This window comes from Brucella grignonensis, from assembly GCF_002252505.1.
GTDB lineage: Bacteria > Pseudomonadota > Alphaproteobacteria > Rhizobiales > Rhizobiaceae > Brucella > Brucella grignonensis.
The window spans coordinates 326,730-348,565 of the sequence record NZ_NNRL01000163.1 but is presented as its reverse complement, the minus strand read 5'-3'; the positions used below and the strand labels follow the sequence as shown (position 1 = coordinate 348,565).

Below are 21,836 nucleotides of genomic sequence, written 5' to 3'. Positions count from 1 at the left end.
TCTTTCTTCAGCCTGATGTGAAGGCTGAACGTGGCCATATCACTCTTACTTCGGCACCCTGCCCCGGATTCTTGCGATTTTTAAAGCTAATCTGCGCGCCAGAGCGTTCCAGCAGAGTTTTTGCGATAAAAAGCCCCAATCCAAGACCGCCGCCACCATTATGAGAGCTGTCGCGGCTGGTCATATAAGGTTCACCGATTCGGTCGAGAATTTCCGGTTTGAATCCCTCACCGTCATCCTGAATCGTAACGGTGACGTTCGCGTCGGTCCAGCCCCAGGTGACACTGACTTCATCGCGCGCAAAATCGACCGCATTCTCCACCAGATTGCCAAGCCCATAGAGCAGACCCGGATTGCGGCGTACAACCGGCTCCGGCTTTGGGCCTTCCTGTCTGGTTACTTCAAGGAGAATCCCGAAATCCCGATGCGGCTCAATCACTTCTTCGATCAATGATGAGAAAGGCAGGCGCGACATATGTTCCTCGTTTTCCGAGGACAGACTGGTCAGTCGCTGAAGAATTTCTCGACAGCGCGCGGCCTGTGATTGCAAAAGCGCGATATCTTCTGCGAGCGCCGGATCACCGTTCTGTTTTTTTGCATAACTGCGCTGCATTTCCTTGACCACAAGAGTAATGGTGGCAAGCGGTGTGCCGAGCTCGTGGGCAGCGGCGGCGGCCAGCCCATCCAGTGCCGTCAAATGTTGTTCGCGTTGCAAGATCAGTTCTGTGGCAGCCAAAGCATCGCCAAGCTGGCGCGTTTCTTCTGCAATACGATAGGCATAGATGCCGGTAAAACCCAGTGCCGCTATGATTGCGCACCAGATGCCTGCTACGAAAAGAAATGGCAGATCAAGAGCCTCGCCCGGATACCAGGGCAGCGGCTCGTAGCGCATGGTCAGCACTGATGTGCTCAACACAACGAGAAGCGCGAGAGCCAGCGTATGGCGCACCGAGAGCGATGTGGCCGATATGATGACTGGGGCAATCATCAAGATGACAAAGGGATTTTGTACTCCACCTGTCAGATAGAGCAGACCCGCCAGTTGCAGAATATCAAATGCCAGAACAATGCTGGCGGCAGTCGGGCTTAGACGATGATTGGTCGGAAAGCGAAAGGCGAGATAGAGATTGAGCCATGCAGAGCACGCGATAAGTGCGAAGCAGATACCGACCGCAAAGTTGAATTGCAGATAGAGCGCCACAAACATGACTGTCGCGGTTTGTCCAGCAATAGCCAGCCAGCGAATGCGCACCAATGTGGTCAAGCGCGGCTTTCGCGAAAGATTTGAAGCCCGGTTGTCGAGTTCTGCGTGCATGATCACCCCTATAGGCCCCTTATGCGGCAAGGTGCATATCGACGCAAGCAGAACTGCGTTATCCGGTCGCAGGCAATCAAGTTCCGCGTGGTTTTGCCCTTCGCGTGGCTTCGGCATTAGCCGGATCTTCCGGCCAGACATGCTTCGGGTAGCGGCCTCGCATGTCGGAGCGCACATCGGCCCATGACCCCTTCCAGAAGCCGGGAAGATCGCGGGTGATCTGGATCGGGCGGTGGGCTGGCGAAAGTAATTCCAACAGGAGTGGCACTTTGCCATTGGCGATGGCCGGGTGACTTCCAAGCCCGAAAAGCTCCTGCACACGAACTGCGATCACCGGCTCTTCGGCGTCATAGCGGATCGGAATGTTCGAGCCGGTCGGCACCTCGAAATGCGTCGGTGCCAGTTGATCGACACTGCGTTGCAGGTCAAACGGCACAAGGCTCATCAATCCATTTTTCAGCACATGCGTCGGAATGCGGTCGAGCTGTGCCTCGCCGGTCAGAAACGGCAAAAGCCAGTCATCGAGACGCTCGATGAGATTGTCATCATCCATCGACGGCCATGGATCGCCAAGCCCGCGATTGAGCCAGCCCAAACGACGGCGTAGGATTTCAGCCTCTTTGCCCCAGGGAAGAATATCAAGCCCATGCTCGCGCACGGCAGCGATCACACCTTCATCGGCAATCGCGCCTGAAGGAGCAGCCAGCGGCTTTTCAGAGAGAGCAATCGCACCAATGCGCACAGCTTCACGAGCCCGCAAGGCGTTCTTTTCCGGGTCATAGACAACCTGTCGTCCGCTTTCGATACGGGCCCCAAGGGCAGCGCGGATTTCGGTTTCCGAAACTTCCGCGGCAGAAAGAATGCGGGCGCGCCCTGCTTTGCCCGACATATCGGCGACCACAAGCCATGCCGCACGGCTAAGGCTGATGGCGGGATCTACCTCGCCGCCACGTCCATTGGCCAGAAGAAACTGCCCCATCTGCCCGCGAGCCTTGGCTATGCGGTCAGGATAAGCATCAATGAGCATCCGACCTACGCTTGAGCCTGCCGCCTCGCCCTTGTTCGGGACATTTGCTGCAAGCCGCCTCGCCAGTCCTTTTGCACGCTGCGCACGATCCGAACGGTCGTTGCGGAACCGCGACATGCGGGTGTCGAGGTCGGTTTCATTGCCGCCAAGGCCGCGTTCGGTCAGCAACACAGCCAGTTCGGCAGCCTTTTGCGCCTCGCCGCGCTTGCCCGCTTCCGCAACCATATGCGCCAGACGCGCAGGAAGGGCCAACGAACGCATGGCCTCGCCATCTGCAGTCAGACGCCCTGCTTCATCCAGGGCCCCAAGCCGCATGAGCAGCGCTTTGGCTTCTTTCAAGGCTGGTGCCGGCGGTTTGTCGAGCAGAGATAATGTTGCCGGATCGGTCACACCCCACACAGCCGCATCCAGCACAAGGCCCGACAAATCGGCTTCGAGAATTTCCGGTGGTGAAAAAGCGGGGAGCGACGCCGTCTGCCCCTGATGCCAGAGGCGAATGGCGATGCCCGGCTCGGTACGACCCGCACGTCCCGCACGTTGATCGGCGCTCGCACGCGAAGTCCGCACGGTTTCAAGACGCGTCAGGCCTGTTGCCGGTTCATATTTTGGTAGCCGCGCAAGACCTGAATCAATCACCACGCGCACGCCATCAATCGTGATAGAGGTTTCCGCAATCGAGGTCGCCAAAACGACCTTGCGGTGGCCTGCCGGTGCAGGCTTGATCGCCGCATCCTGATCGCGGCCTTCCATTGCACCGTAAAGCGGTGCCAAAATGATATTGGCAGGCAGAAACTTTTCCAGAATGCCTGACGTGCGCTCAATCTCGCCCTGCCCCGGCAGGAAGGCGAGGATGCTGCCGGTTTCATCTGCCAGCGAATCACGGATCGTACGCACCATCGCGTCCTCGACCCGTTCATCCGCCTTGCGATCGCGATGGCGAATATCGACGGGATAAGCGCGCCCCTCACTTTCGATCACCGGCGCATCGCCCAGAAGCGAAGCAACACGGGCACCATCAAGCGTTGCCGACATGACGAGTATCTTGAGGTCATCGCGCAGTGCCGCCTGCACATCCAGCGCCAGCGCCAGTCCAAAATCCGCATCGAGGCTGCGTTCGTGGAACTCATCAAACAGGACTGCGGCGACACCCTTGAGGTCTGGATCGTCCAGGATCATGCGCGCAAAGACGCCCTCGGTGACGACAAGGATCTTGGTTTTCCCTGATACCTTGCTTTCAAGGCGCATCCGGTAGCCGACCGTTTCGCCCGGTTCCTCGCCCAGGAGCTGCGCCATGCGGTGAGCGGCTGCCCGTGCCGCCAGACGACGCGGTTCAAGCAGCACGATCATGCCATCCTTGCGCCAATCCGCATTCAGCATATGAATAGGCACCAGTGTCGTCTTGCCCGCGCCCGGCGGCGCGACAAGGACTGCGCTCGCATGATGCGCCAATGCCTCATCCAGCTGAGGCAGAACTCGTGTCACAGGAAGATCAGGCAGGCTCGTCAAAACGTCTCCATCATTTCAGTTGAACGCTCTGGCGGTTTGCATGAGTGCAACCATCTTGTCCAGCCACAGTACCAATTGACATACTCCCCTATAGTATATAGTTTTTATGAAAATTGGGAGATTCCATGCCGCACTCACCGGAAGACAAAAAGCGCGCCTTGACGCGCCTGCGCCGTATTCGCGGACAGGCCGAAGCGCTGGAGCGTGCGGTGGAAGCTGGCACGGAATGCTCGGCATTGTTGCAGCAGATTGCGGCCTTGCGGGGTGCAGCCAATGGATTGATGGCGGAAGTGCTGGAAAGCCATTTTCGCGAGACATTCGGGCAGGCTCGTGAGACGATAGCGCGCAAAGCTGCGGCTGATCCCGATGCAGAGATCGATGAAATCATGCGGATTTTGCGTACCTATCTGAAATAGGGCGCACGGAAAGAGGATTGCAAAAATGAAGTCACGCGCAGCCGTTGCCTGGGAAGCGAAAAAGCCGCTCACTATCGAAACAGTCGAGATTGGCGGTCCACGCGCTGGCGAGGTATTGGTCGAAATCATGGCGACAGGCGTTTGCCATACAGATGCCTACACGCTTTCCGGTCTTGATTCAGAAGGCAAGTTCCCGGCCATTCTCGGCCATGAAGGTGCGGGCATTGTGCGCGAAGTGGGCGCGGGCGTGACGTCGGTCAAGCCGGGCGATCATGTGATCCCGCTTTACACGCCGGAATGCCGCCAGTGCAAAACATGCCTGTCGCAGCGCTCGAACCTCTGTACCTCTATCCGCGCCACGCAAGGTCAGGGCCTGATGCCGGACCGCACCACCCGCTTTTCCTGCGATGGCGGCGAAGTGTTCCATTATATGGGCTGCTCGACCTTCTCGAATTTCACCGTTCTGCCAGAAATCGCAGTCGCCAAGGTCCGCGAAGACGCACCTTTCGACAAGATCTGCTATATCGGCTGCGGCGTGACCACCGGCATTGGCGCAGTTATTTACACGGCTAAGGTTCGTCCGGGTTCCAATGTCGTTGTGTTCGGTCTTGGCGGCATTGGCCTCAATGTCATTCAGGGTGCGCGCATGGTTGGTGCGGATAAGATTATCGGCGTCGACATCAATCCATCCAAGGTAGAAATGGCGAAGAAATTCGGCATGACCGACTTCGTCAACCCGCGCGAAATCGGCAATGACAAGGTTGTGCAAGCCATTCAGGACCTGACCGACGGCGGCGCGGACTATTCCTTCGACGCAACCGGCAACACCGATGTCATGCGTCAGGCGCTGGAATGCTGCCATCGCGGCTGGGGTGAATCAATCATCATCGGGGTTGCGGAAGCAGGCAAGGAAATTGCCACACGTCCATTCCAGCTCGTCACCGGCCGCGTCTGGAAAGGCACCGCCTTCGGCGGCGCGCGCGGTCGCACCGACGTGCCAAAAATCGTTGACTGGTACATGGAAGGCAAGATCGACATCGATAGTCTGATCACGCACACGATGCCGCTTGATGAAATCAATACGGCTTTCGATCTGATGCATGAAGGCAAGTCCATCCGTTCGGTGATTGTTTACTGATGACTGAAAAGCTTTTCGTTTCCCATTGGGATGAAGTCGACAATCTAACTTCGCGCGCGCTTTATGCGATGCTGAAGCTGCGCGTGGATGTTTTCGTGGTGGAGCAGAAATGTCCCTATCCGGAAATCGACGGCAAGGATTTCGAGGCATTTCACTTGCGCATTCTCGACGGCGAGGAACTTGCAGCATCGCTGCGAGTTCTGCCACCTGAACAGGCTGGCAAGCCGGTGAAAATCGGGCGAGTCGTCGTGGCGCCGGATTATCGCGGTTACAAGCTCGGCCAGCGCCTCATGAAAGAGGCTGTGGAATTTGCACATGAACGATTCCCGAACATCGCGATCGAACTTGGCGGACAAAGCCATTTGCAGAAATTCTACGGGTCGTTCGGCTTTGTCGCGATTTCGGAAGAGTATCTCGAAGATGGTATACCGCATGTCGATATGCGGTTAGATCCAAAGGAAGTAGCAGCCTGATGTTTCTGCTCCGCCGCCATATGTCCTTTTATCTTGCAGCCATTGGCGGCGCGATGGCCTTCATTATCGCGTGGGCTCTCAAAACTCCGCTTGCCCCGGTCATCGGGGCAAATTGTTTCTTCATACTCTATCTGGCTCTCGTACTTTGCGCCTTGCCCAGACTGACGGCGCCCTATCTCAAAAAGCATGCGGCCACGGCAGATGAGCCGATGTGGATCATCTTCCTGGTGACATTTGCCACTGTTGTGGTTGCGGTGATATCTCTGTTCATCCTGATCAACCAGCACCCCAAAGCCGATCTATTTTCGCTGATTATAACACTGACTTCGGTGCCGCTTGGATGGTGCACGATTCACATGCTGACCGCGATCCACTACGCGCATATGTATTGGCAGCCACGCGAACCGGCGGGTGATGATACGGCTCACGCCAGCAGAAATCGGGGTGGCTTCAACTTCCCCGAGACATTGCAGCCCTCTGGCTGGGATTTCACCTATTACGCCTTCACCATTGGTATGACAGCACAAACTTCGGACACCAGTGTCACGACCACAGCGATGCGAAAAATGACGCTTCTGCACGGCATCGTATCATTCTTCTTCAATACTGTCCTTGTGGCTGCAACCGTCAATGTGGCTGTAGCACTTGGGAGTTAGGATTTCTTTATGGAAACGATCTCCACCGCAAAGAGTTTTGCCGGCACGCAGGGCGTCTATCGCCACAAGAGCAAGACCAATCAATGCGATATGACCTTTGCCGTCTTCCTGCCGCCGCAAGCTAAAGACGGTCCGGTGCCTGTACTCTGGTATCTTTCCGGCCTCACCTGCACCCATCAGAATGTGATGGACAAGGGCGAATATCGGCAAATGGCTGCAGAATTGGGAATTGCCGTTATTTGCCCGGATACGAGCCCGCGCGGTGATGACGTACCGGATGAGCCGGATAACTGGCAGTTCGGCAAAGGTGCAGGTTTCTACGTCGATGCCACGCAAGAGCCGTTTGCCAAAAACTATCAGATGTATAGCTATATCACGAAGGAATTGACCGATCTGGTGGCGGCAGAATTTCCGCTCGACATGTCGCAACAGGCGATCACCGGCCATTCGATGGGCGGCCATGGAGCGCTGACGATTGCGCTCAAGAACCCCGATCGTTTCAAGTCAGTATCCGCCTTTGCGCCTATAGTCCAGCCTTCGACGGCGGGATGGTCGAAGCCTGCATTGGAAAAATACCTGGGTGCCGAGGAACGTGCATGGCGTGCCTATGATGCGACGCTGCTCATTGAGGACGGCTATCGATTTCCAGAGTTTTTGGTTGATCAGGGCACTGCAGACGGCTTTCTCGACGAAGGCTTGCGTCCATGGCTTTTGGAAGAGACATGCAAGAAGGCTGGCATTCCTCTCACACTCAACATGCGTGAGGGCTATGACCATTCCTATTTCTTCATCTCGACCTTCATGGATGACCATCTCAAATGGCACGCTGAACGCCTTAAGAGCTAATCAGCGCTTCATCACTCTCATCGGCAGGCCACCCTGCGGCTGGGTGGTCAGCTTCTGTACCGGCCACGGCTTTGTCGTTTCAAGTACGTCGAAGCGGTGTTCGCGTAGCAAGATGGCAAGTGCAATCACCGCTTCCTGAAGCGCAAAACTTGCACCGATGCAGACGCGCGGACCTGCGCCAAAAGGCAGATATTGGAAACGGTCGATCAGGTCACGATTTTCAGGCCAGAAGCGTGACGGCTTGAAAGCATCCGGTTCCTGCCAGTAAAGCCTGTGGCGATGGATCACCCACGGCATCACCAGAACAGCAGTCCCCTTGGCAATTTTCAGATCGCCATAAGTGTCATCGACTGCTGCCTCGCGATTGATCGAAGGCGCAGGCGGATAAAGCCGCATCGCTTCCTCGAAGGTCGCACGCGTGAAAGGCAATTTCGCCAGCCACTCCTGCGGCGGCTGATCATCACCACCATTTGCAAAGAAAGCATCGATTTCCGCTTCCACCCGATCACGTTCCTGCGGGGCTTTGGCGAGCAGATAGAGCGTCCAGCCAAGCGCACGAGCAGTCGTTTCGTGGCCTGCGCCAATGAAGGTGATAATGTTATCTTCAATCTCTGAGCGCGTCAGGCCGTCCGGCCCTTCAGCGCGCAAAAGCAGCGTCAGGAAATCATTCGGGACATCCTCGCCCTTCTCCATACGCGCTTTGCGCATCTCAATCGTGCCGGAAACCAGCTCACGGAAAAAGCCAAGTGATTGCTGGCCACGTAAACGCGTGAAACGTGGCAGCCAGTCCGGCAGGCCCAGCAGATCAAAGGGATCGACGCGCCCCATGGTTTCAAACAGCTTGTCGATCTGTCGGGCGAAATCATTGGGGTCGCCAGCAATTTCACCGGAAAACAGCGTTTCGGCCAGAATATCGTAGGTGAGAAGCGTCATGTCATGGGCGACATCGGTGATGATGCCGCTCGTCTTGTATCGCTCCGCGAAATGACGTGAGCGCTCCCGCATGGTCTCAGCGAAACCGCCAATATGGCGCGGGGTAAAGACCGGCGCCATCGCCTTGCGTGAACGCTTCCAGACCTGCCCTTCGGCGGTCAGCAATCCATCGCACAGGATGGGACGCAACACGCGCTGGCGAATGGCGGCCATGGGGTAATTTGCAGCATTATCGACCAGCACATGGCGGATCAGGCCCGGATCATTGGCGATGATGGTTTTCATGCCGAACCAGCTGACTGAAATCCACGGCTCATTATAGGAAGGCTCGCCCCACAATTCGAGCGGATTTTTATAAACCACCCGCATCATCTCGAACCGCCCAACCGGCTTTTCACGCGGTCGCGGTGCGGGCGGAACGAAGGGATTTGCAGTGTCGGTCATCTTTGTTGCAACTTCCATCAAGCGTTCCTTGTTTATAAAATCGGGTTTATAAAATCAGGTCAAGAACGCCCCCGTTCAGAGAATATAAGCGCCAATTGTGGCGGTTCCTGACACCCCGCGCCAACCCAATTCTGTATAGGCTGCCAAATGAACGGAATCCCCGGTAAATTTGGCCCCAAAATTTGGAAAAGCAGCCATTAACGCCTATATTAAAGCCATGTTTGTCGAGTGATTCGACAGGGTATTTGATGCTGCAATTGCAGCAGTCTTTAGGGCCGCGTTCGCGGCGCATTTTCGAAAGATTTTCATGAGCGAGACTCCAGAGATGAATTCCGAAGCCCCCGCCGAATATGGCGCGGATTCCATTCGTGTGCTGAAAGGTCTGGACGCTGTTCGTAAGCGCCCTGGCATGTATATCGGTGACACGGATGACGGCTCCGGCCTGCATCACATGGTCTACGAAGTCGTGGACAACGCAATCGATGAAGCGCTTGCAGGCCACGCTACGCTTGTAACCGTGACGCTTAACGCCGACGGCTCCTGCACCGTGACCGATAACGGTCGCGGCATCCCGACCGATATCCATAAGGAAGAAGGTGTTTCGGCTGCCGAAGTCATCATGACCCAGCTTCATGCCGGCGGTAAGTTCGACCAGAATTCCTATAAGGTTTCCGGTGGTCTGCATGGCGTGGGCGTTTCGGTTGTGAACGCGCTGTCGATCTGGCTCAAGCTGAAGATCCGCCGCGCTGGCAAAATCCACGAAATGGCCTTCACCCATGGCGTAGCCGATGCTCCGCTTATCGTGACAGGCGATGCAGGCAGCGACACCGGCACCGAAGTCAGCTTCCTGCCGTCGCCCGATACGTTCACCATGATCGAGTTCGATTACGATACGCTGGAACGACGTCTGCGCGAACTGGCGTTTCTGAATTCAGGCGTTCGCATCAAGCTTGCCGATCGCCGTCATGCCGATATTCGCGAACAGGAACTCCACTATGACGGTGGCGTCATCGAGTTCGTAAAATATATCGACAAGGGTAAGAAGGCGCTTCTGGAAACACCGATTTATATCAAGAGCGAAAAAGACGGCATGACCGTTGAAGTCGCCATGTGGTGGAATGATTCCTATCATGAAAAGGTGCTGTGCTTCACCAACAACATTCCGCAGCGTGATGGCGGCACGCATCTGGCCGGTTTCCGTGGCGCCCTCACCCGTCAGGTAACGGGCTATGCGGATGCTTCCGGCATGACCAAGAAGGAAAAGGTGCAGCTCACCGGCGATGATTGCCGCGAAGGCCTGACCGCTGTGCTTTCCGTCAAGGTTCCCGATCCCAAGTTCTCGTCGCAGACCAAGGACAAGCTGGTCTCCTCGGAAGTTCGTCCGGTCGTGGAAAGCCTCGTCAATGAAGCGCTTTCAACATGGCTTGAAGAACATCCGGCTGGCGGCAAGACCATTGTCGAAAAGGTCATTCAGGCAGCTGCAGCCCGCGAAGCCGCCCGCAAGGCACGTGATATCACCCGCAAGAGCAATCTGAGTGTGACATCGCTTCCCGGCAAACTTGCCGATTGTCAGGAACGCGATCCTGCAAAATCAGAAATCTTCATCGTCGAGGGTGACTCTGCAGGTGGCTCCGCCAAGAGCGGTCGTTCACGCCAGAACCAGGCTATACTGCCGCTGCGTGGTAAGATCCTCAACGTGGAACGTGTCCGCTTTGACCGCATGATCTCTTCCGATCAGGTCGGCACGCTGATCACAGCGCTTGGCACTTCGATCGGTAAGGATGAGTCTCACGGCTTCAATCCTGACAAGCTGCGCTACCACAAGATCATCATCATGACGGATGCTGACGTCGACGGTGCACATATTCGTACGCTGCTGTTGACCTTCTTCTTCCGTCAGATGCCGGAACTGATCGAGCGTGGCCATATCTATATCGCGCAGCCGCCGCTCTATAAGGTGTCTCGCGGCAAATCCTCGCAATACATCAAAAACGAAGCTGCTTTCGAAGATTTCCTTATCGAGACCGGCCTTGAAGAAGCCGCCCTTGAAATGGCGAGCGGTGAAGTTCGCGCCGGACCGGACCTTCGTTCTGTGGTTGACGATGCACGCACGCTGCGTCAGCTTCTTTTAGGTCTTCATACACGCTATGATCGTCGCGTGGTTGAACAGGCCGCCATCGCCGGCCTGTTGCATCCGGATGCATCAAGAGACAATGCAACTGCGCAGCGTTCTGCCGATATTGTTGCAAAGCGTCTCGACATGATCTCGGAGGAAACCGAGCGTGGCTGGACCGCGCATGTAACGGAAGACGGCGGCTATCGCTTCGAGCGCATAGTGCGTGGCGTGAAGGATATTGCCATTCTTGACATGGCACTGCTCGGCTCTGCCGATGCTCGCCAAATCGACCGCGTAGCCGGACGCCTGTCGGAAGTTTTTGCAGAACCGCCTTTGCTTCGTCGCAAGGACAAGATTGAGACACTTTCCGGCCCGATGGCACTGCTTGATGCGATCTTTGCAACAGGTCGCAAGGGCTTGACGCTGCAGCGCTACAAAGGACTGGGCGAAATGAACGCCGAACAGCTTTGGGAAACCACGCTTGATCCAAATGTGCGTTCGCTGTTGCAGGTCAAGATCAATGACGCGACCGACGCAGATTCGCTGTTCTCACGCCTGATGGGTGATGAAGTTGAACCACGCCGCGAATTCATTCAGGAAAACGCTCTGAGTGTCGCCAATCTTGACGTTTAGAGTGCATCCCGAAAAGTGTGAAACGGTTTTCGGACAAAGATGCGCGTTAAAACAAATATTTAGAGCGCCGATCTGATCCAATCAGATCGGCGCTCTAAACCAGATTGACTTCAGAGATAACAAAGCCCCGGAAGATCAAATTCTTCTGGGGCTTTTTTTGTTTTTTGGAGTTTTGAAAAAAGAAAAAGCCCCCATGCGGGGGCTCTAACTTCTTAATTTAACGCGCATCTTTGTCCGAAAACCGTTTCACACTTTTCGAGATGCGCTCTAATTCATCAGCTTATTCGCCGCGACGCTTTTTGCTAGAACCACCGTCGCCGAATTTCTTGCCGTCCTTCTTGAAACCATCTTTCTTGAAGTCACCTTTAGGCTTCGACCAGCCACCTTTGCCGCCATCACGGAAGTCGCTGTTAAACTTGTCGCCGCGTGGCTTGAAGTTGCCCTTGCCTTCGCGTGGGGCTGCGTCGCCACCGGCGCCTGCAACGGCGGTGCGGATCACGAGACCCTTTTCGCCAGTGCCGCGTTCTTCAACAGAACGGCGGAAGTCTTCGGCCTTGGCTGCGGTGATTTCAAAGCGGGTTTCATTGTCGAAAATCTTGATCGAACCGACATCGCGCTTGGATACATCGCCTGCCTTGCAGATCAGCGGCAGCAGCCACTTTGGATCGGCGCGGTGCTTGCGACCGGCAGAAACCGAGAACCATACGCCGTCAAAACGTGCATTGCGGTCGAAACGTTCGCCCGGCTCACCACGATCAAAACGCTCGCCACGTTCCGGACGTTCGCCTTTTTCAAAGCGGTCTCTGGGCTTCTTACCGCCAACCGGATGCACCGGCGCATCGGAAACTTCTTCCGCTGCCGGATAAGAAGCGACTTCGCGGTTCAAAAATGCAGCTGCAATCTGTTCCGGCGTATAACGCTCGGTCAAAGCTTTCAGCAGATCCTGATATTCTTCTTCAACCGACTGGTTGAAAACATCTGCATTCAGAATGCGTTCGTTGGTTTTGGCCTGAACAGCAGCAATGCCCGGTGCCGGAACAGTCTGCGCATCAAGCTTTGCCATGTGCAGAAGACGCTCTGCAATACGGCGACGCGAGAACGGAACCACCAGAACGCATGTGCCCTTGCGGCCTGCGCGGCCCGTACGGCCCGAACGGTGCAGCATGGTTTCAGCATTGTTTGGCAGATCGGCATGGATAACCAGATCAAGGTTTGGCAGATCGATACCGCGTGCGGCAACGTCGGTTGCCACACAAACGCGGGCACGACCATCGCGCATGGCCTGAAGCGCATTGTTACGCTCGGCCTGGCTCAGTTCACCCGACAGCGCCACAACCGCAAAGCCACGATTGGAAAGACGGCTCGCCATGTGCTTAACTGCTTCACGGGTCGAACAGAAAATGATCGAGTTCTGTGAATCGTAATAAAGCAGCGTATTGATGATTGCGTGGTCACGCTCATGCGGCGGAACCGGCATGGCGAAATAATCAATATCGGCATGCTGACCAGCTTCGCCAGCCGCAGAAATGCGCAGCGCGTCTTTCTGGAAGCGCTTGGCAAGCTGGGCGATCGGCTTTGGTACGGTTGCCGAGAACATCAATGTGCGGCGGTCTTCCGGTGCTTCACCAAGAATGAATTCAAGGTCTTCGCGGAAGCCCAAATCGAGCATTTCATCGGCTTCATCGAGCACGACAACGCGCAGCTGCGACATATCAAGGGCATTACGCGTAATATGATCGCGCAGACGGCCCGGCGTGCCGACAACAATATGCGCTCCACGTTCAAGCACACGGCGCTCGGAACGAATATCCATACCGCCAACACAGGATGCAATGGTCGCACCCGTATCAGCATAGAGCCATTCCAGCTCGCGGCGAACCTGCAAGGCAAGTTCACGCGTCGGGGCAATGATCATGGCAAATGGTGTTTCCGGGCGGCCAAAACGCAGCTCATCACCAAGAATGGTCGAAGCCATGGCAAGGCCGAAAGCAACCGTCTTGCCGGAGCCTGTCTGTGCGGAAACGAGCAGATCGGCATCCAATGTTTCAGGAGCCAGAACGGCATTCTGAACAGCGGTGAGTGTATTGTAACCACGAGCGGCTAATGCTCCGGAAAGTGCCGGAGCGATTGTTTCAGGTAGGGACATGAATGACTTTCAAAAAAGCTTCACAAGCCGCAAACCCATTGGTCACAAACCCACTGGCGACTACCGAAGCAACAGAATTGCCGCCTACCTATAGCGTCAAACCGCTCAGGTCAACCGGTTGAGACCCTAATGGGCCTCATCCCAGTTATGCGCTGCACGCGCATCGACTTGTAACGGCACAGAAAGCGACACGGCCGGCATGGCTGCATTTTCCATCACATGACGCACGATAGGAATCGTCTTTTCTACTTCATTTTCAGGCACTTCGAAGATCAACTCGTCATGCACCTGCAACAACATACGGGCTGCAAGCTTTTCATCGGCCAGTGCAGTTTCCATGCGGATCATGGCACGACGGATAATATCTGCCGCCGCCCCCTGAATAGGGGCATTGATGGCCGCTCGTTCATTAAATGCACGCACCTGTGGGTTGGAAGCGCGAATGTCCGGATAATGCGCGCGGCGACCGAAAATGGTTTCGACATAGCCATGCTCACGCGCGAAAGCCTTGGTCGCCTCCATATAATCCTTGATGCCGGGGAAACGCTCGAAATAAGTGCGTATGTATTGTCCCGCTTCTTCGCGCGGAATAGACAGCTGATTGGCAAGACCAAAAGCCGAAATACCGTAGATGATACCGAAATTGATCGCCTTGGCGCGACGACGGACTTCGGAAGGCATGTCCTGGACGGGTACGCCAAACATTTCCGACGCGGTCATGGCATGAATGTCAATGCCGTCCGCAAAAGCCTGTTTCAATTGTGGAATATCGGCGACATGCGCCAGCACACGCAATTCAATCTGGCTGTAATCGGCAGACACCAGCTTGTTGCCGTGTTCTGCGATGAAGGCCGTGCGGATTTTGCGGCCTTCAGCGGTGCGCACCGGAATGTTCTGTAAGTTCGGATCAGACGAGGACAGACGGCCCGTTGAGGTGGACGCCATCGCATAAGACGTATGCACGCGCTTGGTCTGCGGATGAATATAACCCGGCAAAGCATCGGTATAGGTCGATTTGAGCTTGGTCAGCTGGCGCCAGTCGACAATCTTACGCGGCAAAGGCAGGCCTTCGGCAGCCAGATCTTCCAGCACCTGCGCAGAAGTGGACCATTGACCGGTCTTGGTCTTGGACGCACCCGGCAGGCCCATTTTCCCGAACAATATATCGCCAAGCTGTTTTGGCGAGCCGATATTGAATTTCTCTCCGGCCAGTTCGTAGATTTCATCCTCAAAACGGGCAGCAGACTGGGCAAGATCACCCGACAAACGCGAGAGAACCTGACGATCAACAGAAATGCCGCGTTCTTCCATGCGGGCAAGCACATCAACCAATGGGCGTTCAAGACGCTCATAAACCGATGCCAGGCCTTCTGCCGCCAGACGTGGTTTCAGCACCTGCCAGAGACGAAGCGTCACATCGGCATCTTCGGCGGCATAGGCTGTCGCGCGATCAATATCGACCATATCGAAGGTTACGGCGCTTTTGCCGCTGCCCGCCACGTCCTTATAGGCGATTGGCGTATGACCCAGCCAGCGTTCGGACAGCGGGTCCATGCCATGACCGCCCGTACCCGCGTCCAGCACATAGGAAATCAGCATCGTATCATCGAAGGACACAGTGTTGATGCCGTGACGACGCATGACCAGCCAGTCATATTTCATATTCTGCGCGATCTTGAGAACGGATTTGTCCTCAAGAACGCTCTTCAACGCAGCCAGCGCTTTATCGAGCGGTATCTGCCCTTCGACCATGCCGCCACCGAGCAGATCACCTGCGCCGGACTTATGCTGGAGCGGGATATAGGCTGCCTCGCCCGGCGCAAGCGCCAGCGAGAAGCCGATTAGCTCTGCCTGCATAGGGTCAAGCGAATTGGTTTCCGTATCGAAGGCAACGAGACCCGTCTCAACAGCTTTCGCGAGCCATTTGTTCAGCGTTTCAATGTCGCGAATGCAGATATAAGCACTCGTATCGATCTTTTGCGCCAAAGCATCGGATGCGCGCTTTTCTGCCAGCGCCTTCGGCGTATAGCCATCCGTTGGCTGCACCGTTTCGACAGAAGATTTCGTGGCCGTTTCTGACGATGTAGTGTCATCTGACTTTACTGGCACATCGACGTCAGGGCCATGGGCATCTGCACCCCATTCGGTCTCGATGTGGCAAGGTTCGACGGCGGATGCATCTGTATCGGTTGCTTCCGCCACACGACGCGTAAGCGACGTAAATTCCATGGCTTTCAGGAAGCTGATGAGTTTCGGGCCATTTTGCGGCTCAAGCACAAGACCTTCGAGATCAACATCCAGCGGCACATCGGTTTTAAGCGTCACCAGTTCTCGCGCGATTTTAGTCTGATCGGCAAAGGCGATGATGTTTTCGCGGCGCTTGTTTTGCTTGATCTCGGACGCACGGGCGAGCAGCGTATCGAGATCACCAAATTCTTCCAGCAATTGCGCAGCCGTTTTTGGCCCGATGCCGGGAATACCCGGAACATTATCGGTGCTGTCGCCGGTCAGCGATTGCAGATCGATCATCTTTTCCGGCGGCACACCCCATTTTTCGATCACTTCCGGGATCGAAATCTGCTTATCCTTCATGCCGTCATACATCGACACCTGTGGTGTCACGAGCTGCATGAGGTCCTTGTCAGACGATACAATGGTGACATCGGCACCGGCTTCCGCAGCAATCCGGGCATAGGTCGCGATCAGATCGTCCGCCTCAAAGCCTTCTTTTTCAATGCAAGGCAGATTGAACGCACGGGTTGCCTGACGGATCAGGCCAAATTGCGGGATCAGATCTTCCGGCGGAGCTGTGCGGTTGGCCTTATATTCAGGATAAATCTCTTTGCGGAAAGTCTGCGACGAATAGTCGAAAATGACCGCAAAATGCGTTGGCACCACGCCGACATCTGTATTCCGTGCATCTTTCAACAGCTTCCACAGCATGTTGCAGAAACCGGACACGGCTCCCACCGGCAAGCCATCCGTCTTGCGGGTTAGCGGTGGCAGGGCATGATAGGCACGGAAAATATAGCCCGAGCCGTCAATGAGGAAGAGATGATCGCCTTTTTTCATGCCATAGAATTAGAGGAAACCACGCACAAAGAAAACCGGCCTTGTGTCAGGAGAAACATGTGTCCACCGTTGGATCATCCACAGGCCAGCTTCAACACGTGGAGCTACTCCAGGTCTTCCTGTATGAACGCGCCGGAGACATGAATATCAATCATCTCGAGAAGACCCGGGCCGACATTGACATATTTGTGTGGAATGTTGGCTGCTCCAAACACAACGCTGCCTTCTTCGGCTTCAAATTGTTCCTCGCCAACCGTGAATAAGGCCCGGCCTTTACGCACAATGAAAATCTCATCATAAGGATGGCGATGCAGTCGTGGTCCTCGTCCAGCTTCTTCGGTTGCATAGAACATGACGGACGCACCCGCTCCGAACACATTTCCTTCAAACTCACCGTGCCACTTGCCTGACGTCTTCTCCCAGTCCTTTTTGCTGAGCATCGTGACTGTATCCATAAGTGCCTCTCCCCTCACAAGTTTTCAGGTTATCACAGATAACGGATTCCACCCGGTAAGGTAACGTTTATGTTACGAATTTGTAATCTTAAATGCCCTTGAATAGCCACAGTTGGAGGGCCAGATTACACCCATCGACAGTACGTCGGTCGCCGGTTTTCTGACCCGTCCCCCGTTGGATACCGGTTGCTGCGACAGCCTCATTCCCCTCTCCGGGCTGTCGTTTTTGAGTGTAGTGATATGGCCGTTGTGGTAACCCCCTCACCGCAACGGCCAATTCATTTTCTGCTCTCAGTTTTGCGTTCATATTGGGTTTCTTCTTCGGGTTGCTGGTTGTAGTGTGCCAGCAGTTTTACGACTCGTCAGGAAGTATCCATGTCCGCGCAATCACTCGATAAAGTCCTCAATTATCTCGACACCAATCTCGACAAAAGCATCGATCATCTGTTCGATCTTTTGCGGATCAAATCGATTTCGACCGATCCGGCTTACAAAGCCGATTGCCGCAAGGCTGCCGAATGGCTGGTTGAAGACCTGAAGTCGATTGGCTTCGATGCAAGTGTGCGCGACACACCGGGGCATCCAATGGTCGTCGCCCATCACGATGGCGCTACAACTGATGCACCGCATGTCCTGTTTTATGGTCATTATGATGTGCAGCCGGTTGATCCGCTCAATCTTTGGGAAAACGATCCGTTTGATCCTGCAATCAAAGACGTCGGCAATGGCCGCAAAATTCTGACTGGTCGCGGAACATCCGACGACAAGGGCCAGCTCATGACCTTTGTGGAAGCCTGTCGCGCTTACAAAGCCATTAACGGCAATCTGCCCGTGAAGGTGACATTGCTGTTTGAAGGCGAGGAAGAATCCGGCTCACCATCGCTGAAGCCGTTCCTCGATGCAAACAAGGAAGAGCTGAAGGCTGATGTAGCGCTTGTTTGCGACACCGCCATGTGGGATGCCGAAACGCCAGCGATCAGCGTTGGTCTGCGCGGACTTGTTGGCGAACAAATCGTCATTAAGGCTGCTGATCGCGATCTGCACTCCGGCTTCTTTGGTGGCGCTGCTGCAAACCCGATTCATATTCTCAGCAAAATCCTTGCCGACCTTCATGATGATACCGGCCGTGTTACAGTTCCCGGTTTCTATGAAGGTGTGGAAGAAACGCCGTCGCAGATTTTGCAATCATGGGAAAGCCTTGGCCGCACGGCCGAAAACTTCCTCGGCCCGATTGGTCTCTCAATCCCGTCGGGTGAAAAAGACCGCAGCGTTCTGGAACTGACCTGGGCACGCCCAACGGCTGAAGTAAACGGGATTATCGGCGGCTATACCGGCGAAGGTTTCAAGACCGTGATTGCTGCAGAAGCATCCGCCAAGGTTTCATTCCGCCTCGTGCACAAGCAGGATCCGGTTAAAATCCGTGAAGCTTTCCGCGCTTTTGTGCAGGAACGTCTGCCAGCCGATTGCTCGGTCGAGTTTCATCCACATGGCGGATCGCCCGCGATCCAGCTGCCATATGATTCCCCACTCGTTTCCAAAGCGAAGGACGCGCTTTCCGACGAATGGCCGAAACCAGCCGTATTGATCGCCATGGGCGGATCGATTCCGATTGTCGGCGACTTCGACAAATTCCTCGGTATGGAATCTTTGCTCGTCGGTTTTGGTCTTGAAGATGATCGCATTCATTCGCCCAACGAAAAATACGAGCTGAACTCCTTCCATAAGGGTCAGCGCTCATGGGCGCGCATTATGGCCGCTATCGCGGCCAAGTAGGGCGCGCATTATGGCCGCTACGGCGGCCAACTAAGGAAAACTATATGACGATCCGTTTTCACAAACACGATTTGCCCAATCTGGATAACTACCAGGTTGACGCAGTCGCTATCGACACCGAAACGCTGGGTCTGAACCCGCATCGCGACAGGCTTTGCGTCGTTCAGATCTCGCCCGGCGACGGCACAGCCGATGTGATCCAGATCGAAGCCGGACAGAAGAAAGCCCCCAACCTGGTCAAGCTTTTGAAAGATCGTTCGATCACCAAGATCTTTCACTATGGACGCTTCGATCTTGCGGTGCTGGCACATGCTTTTGGCACTATGCCACAGCCGGTCTTCTGCACGAAGATCGCATCGAAGCTCACCCGTACCTATACGGATCGCCACGGCTTGAAGGAAATCTGCAACGAGCTTCTCGATGTTTCGATTTCCAAACAGCAGCAATCATCTGATTGGGCCGCGGAAGTGCTTTCGCAAGCCCAACTCGATTACGCCGCTTCAGACGTGCTTTATCTGCATCGTCTGAAAGCAGTGTTCGAGAAGCGCCTGGAGCGTGATGGCCGCGCGAAACAGGCCGAAGCCTGCTTCAAATTCCTGCCAACCCGCTCGGAACTTGATCTGATGGGTTGGCCGGAGACGGATATTTTCGCTCATTCATAAAGCATCAGGCGGCGGCATGAGAGATAGCTCTCTCATGCCATTTTCTTTAACGCGCATCCTGCCCGAAAACCGTTTCACACTTTTCGGGATGCGCTTGAGCCGCCGTTTTCTTTTGCGGAGCGCGATCAATATAAGCCCATGCCGGACGACGGAACAGGAACTGTCCAAAACCAGTCCATTGAATAAGTCCGTAGAGAACGACCGGACCGATAACACCGCTTGCGGTCGTCAGCAGTGAAACCGTTCCGACATCCAGAAAGCCAACTTTCAAAAGAATTGTCCGGGCAATCGCCATCGGCAGGAAGAATGCCAGATAGACGACGATTGAATGCGCGCCGAGCCAGCCTAGCCCGCGATGCAGCCAGTTTTTACCCGAAAGCAAGCTCAGCAGCGATGATATTGAAATAATCGCCAATGCGCCAATCAACCCAAGCAAAAGCGACATGATCGGAAGATCGCTCACTGCTCCTCGTCCGTTCAAAAAATCACCAGCAGGCGCGATGAGAGAAGCGAGACTTTCTGGCACTGGCGTGAAGACCAGCTTATATTCGATGAGCCCCCAGACAAGCAGCCCAATCATTCCCACGACTGGACGCCGACGCAGCCAGTCGGCAATGCGGAATATCGAGGGTGCGAAGGCATAGCCTGCGAAAAAATAAACAAAACGCGAGCAAAACTCGTCGATCATCGTCCAGCCGGTATGGATCGGCAGAATTTCCAGAATGGCCAGCAAAGCAAAGGTCAGCCCGACCGGCACCCGCTTCAACAGGCGGGTCGCAATGAAAAAGACTGGCAGAATGTAGATGAACCAGAGCGTTCCGAAAGGCTCGATAAAGGCCATGAGATAGGCTTCGACAACACCGGCAAGGCCTGCTTCACTTCCAATTGCGGGTGCTTTGAACGCAAACTGGATCGTCAGCCATAAGATATAGAAATACAGAAAGTGCACGACCTTACGGTCGAGATAGCGCCGCCATGGCCTGTCAATGACGAGGCTGAGAAACAGACCGGAGATCAGGAAGAAGTCGGGCATACGGAAGGGCTTGGCGAAGGCCACCACATGATGCATCCACCCTTCAGAGCCTGCCGCCTTCTCCACCCCCAGCGTGGAATGCATCATGACAACAAAGATAATGCAGATACCCTTGGCAATATCGACCCAGTCGACCCGCTGTACAGCCCCAGTTGCCCCGCCCATTTTATTTCCTCCAAGCCCGATATCCGCACCCTATATCTCAATATCGATTGCAAAAACATCCTCGCAGAATGCAACCGTGGATTTTAAACATTTGGTAACCAATAACATCAGCTATCCAGACTAATCACGATTCCGTGTGCAACTTTTGCGACAATTACGCGACTGTGGCCGTCTTGCTACAGACTCTTTTCGCCAATCGCTTATATTAGGTGCAACAGATTTGGCATTCCCCGTTCTCCAAAGGAGATTTATTATGAAGCTCAAGTCTCTTCTTCTCGCATCCACTGTTGCTCTTCTTGCTGCCACAGGCGCAAAGGCCGCTGACGCTGTTGTTTACGAAGAACCAGCTCCGGTCATCGTCGCTCCGTCCTTCACCTGGAATGGCGCTTACCTCGGTGGCCAGATCGGTTACGGCTGGGGCAAGTCGCGCTTTGACGGCGGCCTCGACGTGAAGCCAGATGGCTTCCTCGGTGGCCTCTATGCAGGTTACAACTTCGACCTCGGTAACAGCGTTGTTCTGGGTATCGACGGTGACGTGACCTACAACAACCTCAAGGATAGCGCAGCGATCTATAACGATGCTGGTGTGGATACCGGCGTGGATATTGAAAGCAAGCTGCGTTGGTCGGGTGCGGTTCGTGCCCGTGCAGGTTACGCAGTTGACCGCTTCCTGCCTTACATTGCTGGTGGTGTTGCATTCGGTAGTGTCAAGAACACACTTGATGATGGTGTAGACAGCATTTCGCAGAGTAAGACCCTTACCGGCTGGACCGCTGGCGCAGGTGTTGACTACGCAGCAACTGACAACGTCATCGTTCGCCTTGAATACCGTTACACCGATTACGGTCATAAGGATTTCGATTTCGATACGTCAACTAGCACTCGCGACAAGTTCAAGACCAACGAAGTTCGTCTCGGCGTCGCATACAAGTTCTAATCTGATCCGATCAGATGAATTTTTGGGAAAGGCCCTGCTCTGCGGGGCCTTTTCTTTTGCACACCAACACCGTTATTTTTTGTGAATGCG

Annotated in this window: 16 protein-coding genes; 9 read left to right on the top strand and 7 right to left on the bottom strand. The window is 54.9% G+C overall.

Annotated features, from left to right (window positions below; translation table 11 throughout):
* Window positions 1-7: 7 nt before the first annotated feature.
* Window positions 8-1,315 carry an ActS/PrrB/RegB family redox-sensitive histidine kinase gene (locus CEV33_RS15450; RefSeq protein ID WP_094541744.1) on the bottom strand — a complete coding sequence of 436 codons (1,308 nt, stop codon included), beginning with the start codon at window positions 1,313-1,315 and terminating at the stop codon, window positions 8-10.
* 76 nt (window positions 1,316-1,391) lie between these two features.
* Entirely contained in the window at window positions 1,392-3,848 is a 2,457-nt protein-coding gene (hrpB, locus tag CEV33_RS15445; protein WP_094541303.1) for an ATP-dependent helicase HrpB, read from the bottom strand.
* A 125-nt stretch (window positions 3,849-3,973) separates the two neighbouring features.
* Between hrpB and CEV33_RS15440 the strand changes: the two genes are divergently transcribed.
* Genes CEV33_RS15440 through fghA form a run of 5 tightly spaced genes read left to right on the top strand, consistent with a single transcriptional unit; the run spans window position 3,974 to window position 7,377 of the window.
* The gene (locus CEV33_RS15440; RefSeq protein WP_094541302.1) at window positions 3,974-4,264 is read left to right on the top strand and encodes a metal/formaldehyde-sensitive transcriptional repressor; all 291 of its coding nucleotides are present in this window, start codon (window positions 3,974-3,976) and stop codon (window positions 4,262-4,264) included.
* A gap of 25 nt (window positions 4,265-4,289) precedes the next feature.
* Window positions 4,290-5,402, top strand: a complete 1,113-nt coding sequence (locus tag CEV33_RS15435; RefSeq protein ID WP_094541301.1) for an S-(hydroxymethyl)glutathione dehydrogenase/class III alcohol dehydrogenase — start codon at window positions 4,290-4,292, stop codon at window positions 5,400-5,402.
* Window positions 5,402-5,875, top strand: a complete 474-nt coding sequence (locus tag CEV33_RS15430) for a GNAT family N-acetyltransferase (RefSeq protein ID WP_094541300.1) — start codon at window positions 5,402-5,404, stop codon at window positions 5,873-5,875. The genes CEV33_RS15435 and CEV33_RS15430 overlap by 1 nt, the downstream gene beginning before the upstream one ends.
* Complete coding sequence (locus CEV33_RS15425; RefSeq protein ID WP_094541299.1) at window positions 5,875-6,531, top strand: DUF1345 domain-containing protein; 657 nt, start codon at window positions 5,875-5,877, stop codon at window positions 6,529-6,531. The genes CEV33_RS15430 and CEV33_RS15425 overlap by 1 nt, the downstream gene beginning before the upstream one ends.
* 9 nt (window positions 6,532-6,540) lie before the next feature.
* Entirely contained in the window at window positions 6,541-7,377 is an 837-nt protein-coding gene (fghA, locus tag CEV33_RS15420; RefSeq protein ID WP_094541298.1) for an S-formylglutathione hydrolase, read from the top strand.
* Here fghA and CEV33_RS15415 read toward each other — a convergent pair whose 3' ends face one another.
* Window positions 7,378-8,772, bottom strand: a complete 1,395-nt coding sequence (locus CEV33_RS15415; protein WP_094541297.1) for a cytochrome P450 — start codon at window positions 8,770-8,772, stop codon at window positions 7,378-7,380. It abuts the gene before it with no gap.
* Window positions 8,773-9,061: 289 nt separating this feature from the next.
* Between CEV33_RS15415 and gyrB the strand changes: the two genes are divergently transcribed.
* Window positions 9,062-11,503 carry a DNA topoisomerase (ATP-hydrolyzing) subunit B gene (gene gyrB / locus CEV33_RS15410; protein WP_094541296.1) on the top strand — a complete coding sequence of 814 codons (2,442 nt, stop codon included), beginning with the start codon at window positions 9,062-9,064 and terminating at the stop codon, window positions 11,501-11,503.
* 280 nt (window positions 11,504-11,783) lie between these two features.
* On the opposite strand, the gene CEV33_RS15405 is transcribed toward gyrB, so the two are convergent.
* From CEV33_RS15405 to CEV33_RS15395, 3 genes are all read right to left on the bottom strand, one after another.
* Entirely contained in the window at window positions 11,784-13,649 is a 1,866-nt protein-coding gene (locus CEV33_RS15405) for a DEAD/DEAH box helicase (RefSeq protein WP_094541295.1), read from the bottom strand.
* Window positions 13,650-13,775: 126 nt separating this feature from the next.
* Complete coding sequence (gene polA, locus CEV33_RS15400) at window positions 13,776-16,721, bottom strand: DNA polymerase I (protein ID WP_094541294.1); 2,946 nt, start codon at window positions 16,719-16,721, stop codon at window positions 13,776-13,778.
* 104 nt (window positions 16,722-16,825) lie between these two features.
* Window positions 16,826-17,176 carry a cupin domain-containing protein gene (locus CEV33_RS15395; protein ID WP_094541293.1) on the bottom strand — a complete coding sequence of 117 codons (351 nt, stop codon included), beginning with the start codon at window positions 17,174-17,176 and terminating at the stop codon, window positions 16,826-16,828.
* 375 nt (window positions 17,177-17,551) lie between these two features.
* Between CEV33_RS15395 and CEV33_RS15385 the strand changes: the two genes are divergently transcribed.
* Window positions 17,552-18,949: a dipeptidase gene (locus tag CEV33_RS15385; RefSeq protein WP_094541292.1), complete on the top strand. Its 1,398-nt coding sequence runs from the start codon at window positions 17,552-17,554 to the stop codon at window positions 18,947-18,949.
* Between the two features lie 44 nt (window positions 18,950-18,993).
* A complete protein-coding gene (locus tag CEV33_RS15380) occupies window positions 18,994-19,611 on the top strand; it encodes a ribonuclease D (RefSeq protein WP_094541291.1) in 618 nt (205 codons plus the stop codon).
* Window positions 19,612-19,657: 46 nt separating this feature from the next.
* Here the strand turns inward: CEV33_RS15380 and CEV33_RS15375 are convergent, their stop codons facing one another.
* Window positions 19,658-20,809, bottom strand: a complete 1,152-nt coding sequence (locus CEV33_RS15375) for an acyltransferase family protein (RefSeq protein ID WP_094541290.1) — start codon at window positions 20,807-20,809, stop codon at window positions 19,658-19,660.
* A 253-nt stretch (window positions 20,810-21,062) separates the two neighbouring features.
* On the opposite strand from CEV33_RS15375, the gene CEV33_RS15370 reads away from it, so the two are divergent.
* Window positions 21,063-21,746 carry an outer membrane protein gene (locus CEV33_RS15370; protein ID WP_094541289.1) on the top strand — a complete coding sequence of 228 codons (684 nt, stop codon included), beginning with the start codon at window positions 21,063-21,065 and terminating at the stop codon, window positions 21,744-21,746.
* Window positions 21,747-21,836: the final 90 nt, after the last annotated feature.